This window comes from Pseudomonas sp. PDM01, from assembly GCF_014852325.1.
Classification (GTDB): Bacteria; Pseudomonadota; Gammaproteobacteria; order Pseudomonadales; family Pseudomonadaceae; genus Aquipseudomonas; species Aquipseudomonas migulae.
In genome coordinates, this window is sequence record NZ_JACVBK010000026.1 from 1 (window position 1) to 500 (window position 500).

The window sequence follows — 500 nt, forward strand, 5'->3', positions numbered from 1 at the left end:
AGAGGGGGAGAAGAGAAAGGAGGGGAGGGGGGAGGAAAGGGAAAGAAGGAGGGAGGAGAAGGAAGGGGGAAGGAGAGAAAGGAAGGAGGAGAAAAGAGGGAGGGGGGAGGAGGAAAAGAGAGGGAGGAGAAAAAAGGAAGGAGGGAGGGAGAAAAGAAGAGGGGAAGGGAAGGGAGGAAGGGGAGGAGGAGAGGAGACCGGGGGCGGCAGGGAGGGAAGAAAAAGGGAGAGGCGGGAAGGCGAAAAAAGAGAGGAAAGGAAGGAGAAAGGAGAGGAGGAGAAGGGGAGGGAAAGGAAGGAAGAGGGGAGAGAAGGAAGAAGAAGAAGAAAAGGAGGAAAAGGGGAGGGGGGGAGAGGGAGGGGAAAGAGGGAGAGAGAGGAAGGGGAGAGGGAAGGGGGGGAGGAAGGAGAAAGGAGAGAGAAGAGGAAAGAGAAAGAAGAAGGGAGAGGGAGGGGAGAAGGGGAGGGGGGGAAGAGGGGGAAAGGGAAAGGGGCACGGG

General features: G+C 58.0%; 1 protein-coding gene. It reads left to right on the plus strand.

Going from position 1 to position 500, the window contains the following annotated elements; all coding sequences use genetic code 11:
• Positions 1–500, plus strand: a 500-nt coding sequence (locus tag IB246_RS29155; RefSeq protein WP_192230259.1) for a hypothetical protein, incomplete at both ends; no start/stop codon positions are given.